The organism is Mycobacterium sp. E2733, assembly GCF_001667585.1.
Taxonomy (GTDB): domain Bacteria; phylum Actinomycetota; class Actinomycetes; order Mycobacteriales; family Mycobacteriaceae; genus Mycobacterium.
In genome coordinates this window covers 1-7,694 of the sequence record NZ_LZJZ01000110.1, presented here as the reverse complement: position 1 = coordinate 7,694, position 7,694 = coordinate 1, and the positions used below count along the sequence as shown (strand labels likewise).

Sequence of the window (7,694 nt, the reverse complement as noted above, 5' to 3'; positions counted from 1 at the left end):
GCTAGGGGACGCCCCGGCGTCAGCACCCCCCACACGGCCGCGGGCAGGACGATCGACACCCCGACGCACACTCCGACGAGAAGGTCAAAGCCGGCACGCTCAACACGGTCGCGCGCGCGGTAGTCCACGCGGCCAACATGGGCGCGAAGGTCATCAACATTTCGGTCACCGCCTGCCTGCCGGCGGTGGCCCCCGCCGACCAGCGGGCGTTGGGCGCCGCACTGTGGTACGCCGCCACCGTCAAGGACGCGGTGGTGGTGGCCGCGGCCGGAAATGACGGCGAAGCCGGCTGCAACAACAACCCGATGTACGACCCGCTGGAACCATCGGATCCACGGGACTGGCATCAGGTCAAGGTCGTCTCGTCGCCGTCGTGGTTTTCCGACTACGTCTTGTCGGTCGGCGCGGTCGACGCCACCGGCGCCGCGCTCGACAAGAGCATGTCGGGCCCCTGGGTGGGTGTGGCGGCGCCGGGCACCCACATCATGGGTCTCTCGCCCCAGGGCGGCGGGCCGGTCAACGCCTACCCGCCGTCGAGGCCCGGCGAGAAGAACATGCCGTTCTGGGGCACCAGCTTCTCGGCCGCCTACGTCAGCGGCGTCGCGGCGCTGGTCCGGGCGAAATTCCCCGACCTCAGCGCGCATCAGGTGATCAACAGGATCGTGCAGTCGGCGCACAATCCGCCTGCGGGAGTGGACAACAAGGTCGGCTACGGGTTGGTCGATCCCGTTGCGGCACTGACGTTCAACATCCCGGCGGGTGACCGGATGCCCCCGGGCGCGCAGACCCGGGTCATCAGGCCGGCCCCGCCGCCCCCGCCGCCGGACCATCGGGCGCGCAACATCGCCATCGGGTTCGTCGGTGCGGTGGCCGCCGCTGTGCTCGTGGCCGCGATCGCGGCGCGGCTGAGGAGGGTGCGGTGACCTCCGCGCTGACCGGGTTCAGCCGGGGCAGCAATCGGCGGGTCCTCGGGGTGTGGGTGGTCTTCCTGCTCGCGGCGGCGAGTTGGGCCGTGGGCGGCTACCTCGGTGCGGCGATCGCCGTGGGGGTCGGCGTCGCCGCGGTATTCGTCCGCTGGTGGGGTCAGCCGGCGTGGTCATGGCTGGTGCTCTGGCGGCGAGGGCGGCGCCCGATCCGCTGGGACGCCCCAATCACCGTGGCCAACAACCGATCCGGCGGTGGGGTCCGGGTGCAGGACGGTGTCGCGGTGGTGGCGGTGCAGCTGCTCGGCAGGGCACACCAAGCGACCACGGTGACCGGCTCGGTGACCGTCGAGACCGACAACGTCATCGACGTCGTCGAATTGGTGCCGATGATGCACCAGGCGCTTGGTCTGGAACTCGACTCGATCAGCGTCGTCTCGCTCGGCTCCCGGCACGGCAACATCGGGGACTACCCGCGGGTGTATGACTCGGAGATCGGCACCCCGCCGTATGCGGGCCGGCGCGAAACCTGGTTGATCATGCGGCTGTCCATCATCGACAACACGCAAGCGCTGCGCTGGCGCACCACCGTTGGCGCCGCGGCCATTTCGGTGGCGCAGCGCATCGCGGGCCTGCTGCGTTGCCAGGGGCTGCGGGCGAAGGTGGCCACAGCCACCGACCTGGCCGAGCTCGATCGGCGGCTGGGGTGTGACGCCATCGAGGGGGAGACGCAGAGATGGAAGGCCATCCGCGGTGAGGCGGGCTGGATGACGACGTACGCGTATCCGGCCGACGCGATCGCCTCGCGCGTGCTGTCGCAGGCCTGGACGCTGCGCGCCGATGAGGTCATCCAGAACGTGACCGTGTATCCGGATGCGACCTGCACCGCGACGATCTCCGTGCGCACGCCGACGCCCGCTCCCACCCCGCCGAGTGTGATCTTGCGCCGGCTCAACGGGGAACAGGCCGCGGCCGCCGCGGCCAACATGTGCGGCCCGCGGCCCTTCCTGCGGGCCCTGCGGCCCAGCCCGCTGCCCGAGCAGTTGATCACCGAGATCGGTCCTTCAGGCGTGCTGATCGGCAAGCTGAGCAACGGAGACCGGCTGCTGATCCCCGTCACGGATGCCGGTGAGCTGTCAAGGGTTTTTGTGGCCGCCGACGATCCGGTCGCCAAGCGCATCGTGATTCGCACCGCCGGCGCGGGCGAGCGGGTGTGCGTGCATACCCGCGACATGACGCGCTGGGCCACCGTGCGGATGCCGGAGATCAGCGTCGTCAGTGCGGCGCGACCCGCGCCGCGCACCACCGTCAGCGTCGTGGAGCACGTCGCTCCGATCTCACCCACCCCGCGGCCCGCGACCGTGATCACGGTCGCCCCGTCGGGCACGAGGCTGCCCGAGGGACACCGGCACAACTTCGAGGTGATCATCGAGCAGCTTGGCCCGGCGACGGTGCGGGTCAGCGCGGCGGAGAAGGACTGGCTCGTCGAGATGGACATGTTCCGCGCCGAGAACCGCTACGTGAGTCTCGACCCGGTCACCATGTCGGTCACGTAGAACGTCAAGGATTCGAAGGCATACGCAATGGGTGATTTACAAACTGCCCGTAGGCATTTCGATCGGGCGATGGCTGTCAAGAGCAGGCAGGGTCGAGCGGCGGCGCTGCCGGAGTTCGTCGCGGCCACCGACGCCGACCCGTCGATGGCCGACGCGTGGCTGGGCCGCATCGCCTGCGGCGACAACGACCTCGCCTCGTTGAAGAAGCTTTATGCCACCGGCGAATGGTTGCACCGCGAAACGACCCGCATCGGGCAGGCCCTCGCCGCGGAGATCCAGCTGGGGCCCTACATCGGAATCACGGTGACCGACGCATCCCAAGTGGGGCTGGCGTTGTCGTCGGCGCTGACCATAGCCGGCGAATACGCCGAGGCCGACAGGCTGCTGGCCAATCGCGATCTGCTGGATTCGTGGGCCAACTATCAGTGGCACCAGCTGGCCCGGGCGTTCTTGATGTACACGACGCAACGATGGCCGGACGTGTTGTTGACCGCTGCCCAGGAGCTGCCCCCGCAGGCGATCATCATGTCGGCCGTGACCGCGTCGATTTGCGCGCTGGCGGCCCACGCCGCGGCGCATCTCGGGCAGGGCCGGGTCTCGCTGGACTGGCTCGACCGCGTCGACGTGATCGGGCAGACCAACGCGTCGGGCCGCTTCGACGCGGACGTGCTGACGGCATCGATCGGGCCGGCCGATATCCCGCTGCTGGTCGCCGATTTGGCGTATGTGCGCGGGATGGTGCACCGCCAGCTGCGCGAGGAGGACAAGGCCCAGGTCTGGCTTTCGAAGGCCACCATCAACGGCGTCCTGACCGAGGCCGCGAAGGCGGCCCTGGCCGACCCGAACCTGCACCTGGTCGTGACCGACGAGGAAACGATCGCCAGCCGCACCGACCGATGGGACGCGTCGACGGCCAAGAGCCGTGATGAGCTCGACGATGACGCGACCGCGGAGCGGCGCGCCGAGTTGCTCGCTGAGGGCCGGGCGCTGCTGGCCAAGCAGGTCGGACTGGCCGCGGTCAAGCAGGCCGTGTCGGCGCTCGAAGATCAGCTCGAAGTGCGGATGATGCGCCTCGAGCACGGGCTGCCGGTGGAGGGACAGACCAACCACATGCTGCTGGTGGGCCCGCCCGGCACCGGTAAAACGACCACCGCCGAAGCACTCGGCAAGATCTACGCCGGCATGGGCATCGTCCGCAACCCCGAAATCCGGGAGGTCCGCCGGTCGGACTTCTGCGGCCACTACATCGGGGAGTCGGGGCCCAAGACCAACGCGCTGATCGAAAAGTCGCTTGGCCAAATCATTTTCATGGACGAGTTCTATACCTTGATCGAGCGGCACCAGGACGGCACACCCGACATGATCGGCATGGAGGCCGTCAACCAGCTCCTGGTGGCGCTGGAAACACACCGTTTCGACTTCTGTTTCATCGGCGCCGGTTATGAGGATCAGGTGGACCAATTCCTCACCGTGAACCCGGGTTTGGCGGGCCGGTTCAACCGCAAGCTGCGGTTCGAGTCGTATTCGGCGGCCGAGATCGTCGAAATCGGGCACCGGTACGCGGCGCCGCGTGCCAGCAAGCTCGACGCCGCCGCCCGGGAGGCATTCCTGGATGCGGCCACGACCATCCGCAATTACACGACGCCTGGCGGGCGGCATGGCATCGACGCCATGCAGAACGGCCGGTTCGCCCGCAATGTCATCGAACGTGCGGAGGGGTTTCGGGACACCCGCGTGGTCGCGCAGAAGCGCGCGGGCCAGGCGGTGACGGTCGAGGATCTGCAGATCGTCACCGCCCCCGACATCGAGGCCGCGGTGCGCAGCGTGTGCTCGGACAACCGTGACATGGCGGCCATCGTCTGGTAGCCCTCGCCCAGAACCTGAGGCGGCCCTTACGCCGGCTCGAAGCGGAAGACGGCGAGCCGCCCCGCCAGTGCTTCGAATTCGTCGGCCGTCCCATTACGCACCATTCCCGAACGTTTCGCGAACGACACACCGACGGGCACCTTGGCGGGAAACGCCCGCAGCACCGGGCGCGCTTCCCCGGCGGAGAGTTCGACGATCCGGACCTGCCGTGACCGTCGTCCCCGGCTGAGCGTGCCGGCGCCCGCCGCGCGGGCGTTCGCCGCCCAGTCGGCGCCGGGATAGCCGGCCACGACATAGAGGCCGCCCTGAAATTTGAATGGTGTCATCGGGGTGCTGCGAGGCCGGCCCGACTTGCGGCCGGGCACCGTCAGCACCATGGCTGGACCGGTGGGGATCCCGAGCCGTTAAACCGCCATCATCACCTTGTTCATGGGCTTGAGGAAGCGCGGCGGACGCGGTTGGGACATGTGCGGCTCCTTCCCTATTTCGCAGCCGCGAAGACGTCGCGGTGCTCGGCGACCCATTGGCCGAAGGGGAGCGCCGCTCGCCCAAGGATCTTCTCTACATCGTGGGTGACCAGCGCGGGTGTATCGAGCGTCGCGGCGAGCATGGCGATGTAGGCATCCGCAAAGTCTGCCGTGAAGCCCAGCGAGAGGAACCGTTGGCGCACGGCGGCATTCGGTATTTCGCGGTACTGCAGCGGGCGATCCAGCACGGCGCCGATGGCCTCGACCAATTCCGAGTTGGTGAAGGCCTCCGGGCCCGTCAGCGGGACCCGCTGCCCCACAAGCTCATCGGTGAGCAACGCCCGCGCCGCCACCTCCGCAATATCTGCCTCGACGATCGGTGCCGTCGAAGCTGCGGCATACGGCCCGAAGACCACGTCGCCCGCGCGGATCTGCGGTGACCACATGCCGGCGAAGTTCGTCGCGAAAACCGTCGGCCGCAAGCTCACCCAGCTCAAGCCGGAGTCGACGGCGAGCTGTTCGGCCTCCTTGTTGCGGTCCCCGCGGAAGCGGGAAGGCTGCCGGGAGAAGTCGTCGTCGGCGTTGATCGCCGAGAGCGCAACCAGCTTGGTGACCCCGGCGCGCACGCACTCGGTCACCACGGTCTCCAGCTCCTCACCCAGCGCCCGGGAGTTGAGGAACACCGCCGACGCGCCGGGCAGCGCCCCGGTCACCGACCCGACCGGTTCGACGCCGGGCGGAAACCCGGCCTTCTCCGGTGCGCGGGTCACCGCGCGCACCGACGCTCCCGCGGCGGCAAGAGCGGCTACGAGAGGGCGTCCGACGTTGCCGGTCGACCCGGTTACGACAATGGTCATGGGAAGGTTCCCTTCTGGCGAATTTTCTGCGGTGTTCCAAGGACGGGGCGAAAGGTGGGAAAGTTACAGCGGGAAACCTGTAACTTTTTGCCGCAGCGGATCGTCGAAGAGTCATGAACCAGTCGCAGTCAACGGGCGACCAGGTCGCCGAAGCCTGGCGTCGTCACCGACCGTATCTGGTCAACCTCGCCTACCAAATGCTCGGTGACGTCGGTGACGCGGAAGACGTTGCGCAGGAAGCATTCCTGCGGTTATCGCGGACCGAGATCGGCGAGATCGAGGACGTCCGAGGCTGGCTGACGGTGGTGGCGAGCCGGCTCTGCCTGGACCAGGTGCGCTCGGCACGCGCGCGCTACGAACGCCCGGGTGAGGTCCATGAGCCGCCGGCGCCGCACCGCTCGGACCCGGCCGACCGGGTAACCCTCGACGACGAGATCCGCGCCGCCCTGTTGGAAGTGTTGCGCAGGCTCAGCCCCGGGGAACGGGTCGCCTTCGTGCTGCACGACGTGTTCGGCGTCCCGTTCGAATCGATCTCTGAAACCGTGGGTCGGCCGGTGGGTACCTGCCGTCAGCTGGCGCGTAGAGCGCGGGCGAAATTCGTTGCCGCGCAACCTAAAACCAACGAGGTGGCCTCGGCCGAGCACCAGCTCGTCACCGAAAAGTTCATCACCGCATGCGCCAATGGCGACGTTGCCGCGTTGGCCGCCGTGCTGGACCCGACGGTGTGGGGCGTCGGCACGATCCTCGCGGACCCCCCGCCGCCGCAGCAGATCAACCATGGGCCGGAAGCGGTGGCCACCAACCTGCTGCGCTACCTATGGCCGGACGTGACGCTGGTCAGCGGCCCCGTCGGGCAACCGGTGCTGTTGGCATTTACCGAGCGCCGGCTCTTCGCCGTCATCGTGCTGACGATTCACGGCTCGCGCGTGGCCAAGATCGAGGCGATCGCCGACCCCGCCGCGCGGATGGGGAACGTAGCCGAGCGGGGCTAGCCCCGCTGTTCGTCGTGCCGCGCGGCGAAATAGTTGGCGATCGTCGCCGTGACCTCGAGGAATTTTCGCCGCGTCGCGGAAGCCATTTCGCGGCTGACATCGATGACGCCGCCCGGCCGCAGGTGAGGGTCGAACGGCACTTCGATCACCGGCCGGCCGTGATCGATGAACTCGCGGGCCAGCAACGCCCGGGTCCGTTTGTCGGCGTGGCCGTCCGAATCGTTGAGCACGACGACGCTGCTCTGCAGCAGCGTTTCGAAGCCTTGGTCGGTGAGCCACTCCATGGTCCTGGCGGCGGCGTTCGCCCCGTCCGCCCACGGCGAGGAGACCACGATCAGCGCGTCCAGATCGCGCAGCACCTCCTGGGTGACCGGCGCGTCCATAGTGGAACCGCAGTCGATGACCGAGATCGCGAAGTGGCGGTCGAGGCGCAACGCGGCCTCGCGGTAGATCGCGGGGTCGAGCACCCGGCGCGGGCCGGACGCCGGTTCCCCGCCGAGCACGTGCAGGCCAGCGGCGTTGCGGCCCACCCGGGCCACCACGTCACTGAACGACTGCAGGTTCTTGTCGGCGGTGAGTTCCCAGAACGACCCGGACGACCCCGGGTCGATTCGGCTGCTCAGCCGGCCAAAGGCGGTGTCGGCGTCGATCGCCACGACGTGGTCCTGCCTCCGGAGTTCGGCGAACAACGAGCCGACACTGGCGGCCACCGACGTTTTTCCCACGCCGCCCTTGCCCAGAACGCCGACCTTGTAGTTACCGATCAGGCGGGTCCGGATGGCCGCCTCGAACTGGGCGTCCTGCTGTTGCGCGGGCGACGGACCCAGCCTGACGAGGCCAAAAGTGCTCAGCCGCAGGATGCGTCGCCAACCCCGGTCGGGTATCCCGTCAACGGCCGCGGCCGGCGGCGCCGGACCGGTTGGGGCGGGGGCGGGTGACTCCTGCGGAGCGGACATCGCGGGAGGCTCGGTGCGCGCGGTGACCCGCGCACCGGAGAAGGCCGGGTTTCCGCCCGGCGTCGAACCGGTCGGGT

At 68.7% G+C, this 7,694-nt stretch carries 6 protein-coding genes and 1 pseudogene; 4 read left to right on the top strand and 3 right to left on the bottom strand.

Going from position 1 to position 7,694, the window contains the following annotated elements; translation table 11 throughout:
* Positions 1–68 precede the first annotated feature (68 nt).
* From A5678_RS20965 to eccA, 3 genes and pseudogenes are all read left to right on the top strand, one after another.
* Positions 69–923 (top strand): annotated as a pseudogene (locus A5678_RS20965) (S8 family serine peptidase); the annotation flags it as partial.
* Positions 920–2,479 (top strand): type VII secretion protein EccE, encoded by a 1,560-nt coding sequence (gene eccE, locus A5678_RS20960; protein WP_068046184.1) that lies wholly within the window; start codon positions 920–922, stop codon positions 2,477–2,479. The pseudogene A5678_RS20965 and the gene eccE, both read left to right, overlap by 4 nt.
* 27 nt (positions 2,480–2,506) lie before the next feature.
* Entirely contained in the window at positions 2,507–4,345 is a 1,839-nt protein-coding gene (gene eccA / locus A5678_RS20955) for a type VII secretion AAA-ATPase EccA (RefSeq protein ID WP_068046181.1), read from the top strand.
* A 26-nt stretch (positions 4,346–4,371) separates the two neighbouring features.
* On the opposite strand, the gene A5678_RS20950 is transcribed toward eccA, so the two are convergent.
* Positions 4,372–4,740 (bottom strand): nitroreductase family deazaflavin-dependent oxidoreductase, encoded by a 369-nt coding sequence (locus tag A5678_RS20950; protein ID WP_255396931.1) that lies wholly within the window; start codon positions 4,738–4,740, stop codon positions 4,372–4,374.
* 86 nt (positions 4,741–4,826) lie between these two features.
* Positions 4,827–5,669, bottom strand: a complete 843-nt coding sequence (locus A5678_RS20945; protein ID WP_068046178.1) for an NAD(P)H-binding protein — start codon at positions 5,667–5,669, stop codon at positions 4,827–4,829.
* Between the two features lie 113 nt (positions 5,670–5,782).
* On the opposite strand from A5678_RS20945, the gene sigI reads away from it, so the two are divergent.
* Positions 5,783–6,661 carry an RNA polymerase sigma factor SigI gene (sigI, locus tag A5678_RS20940; protein ID WP_068046174.1) on the top strand — a complete coding sequence of 293 codons (879 nt, stop codon included), beginning with the start codon at positions 5,783–5,785 and terminating at the stop codon, positions 6,659–6,661.
* On the opposite strand, the gene A5678_RS20935 is transcribed toward sigI, so the two are convergent.
* A complete protein-coding gene (locus A5678_RS20935) occupies positions 6,658–7,617 on the bottom strand; it encodes a MinD/ParA family protein (RefSeq protein WP_068046187.1) in 960 nt (319 codons plus the stop codon). The two genes, sigI and A5678_RS20935, sit on opposite strands and share 4 nt — an antisense overlap.
* Between the last annotated feature and the right edge of the window lie 77 nt (positions 7,618–7,694).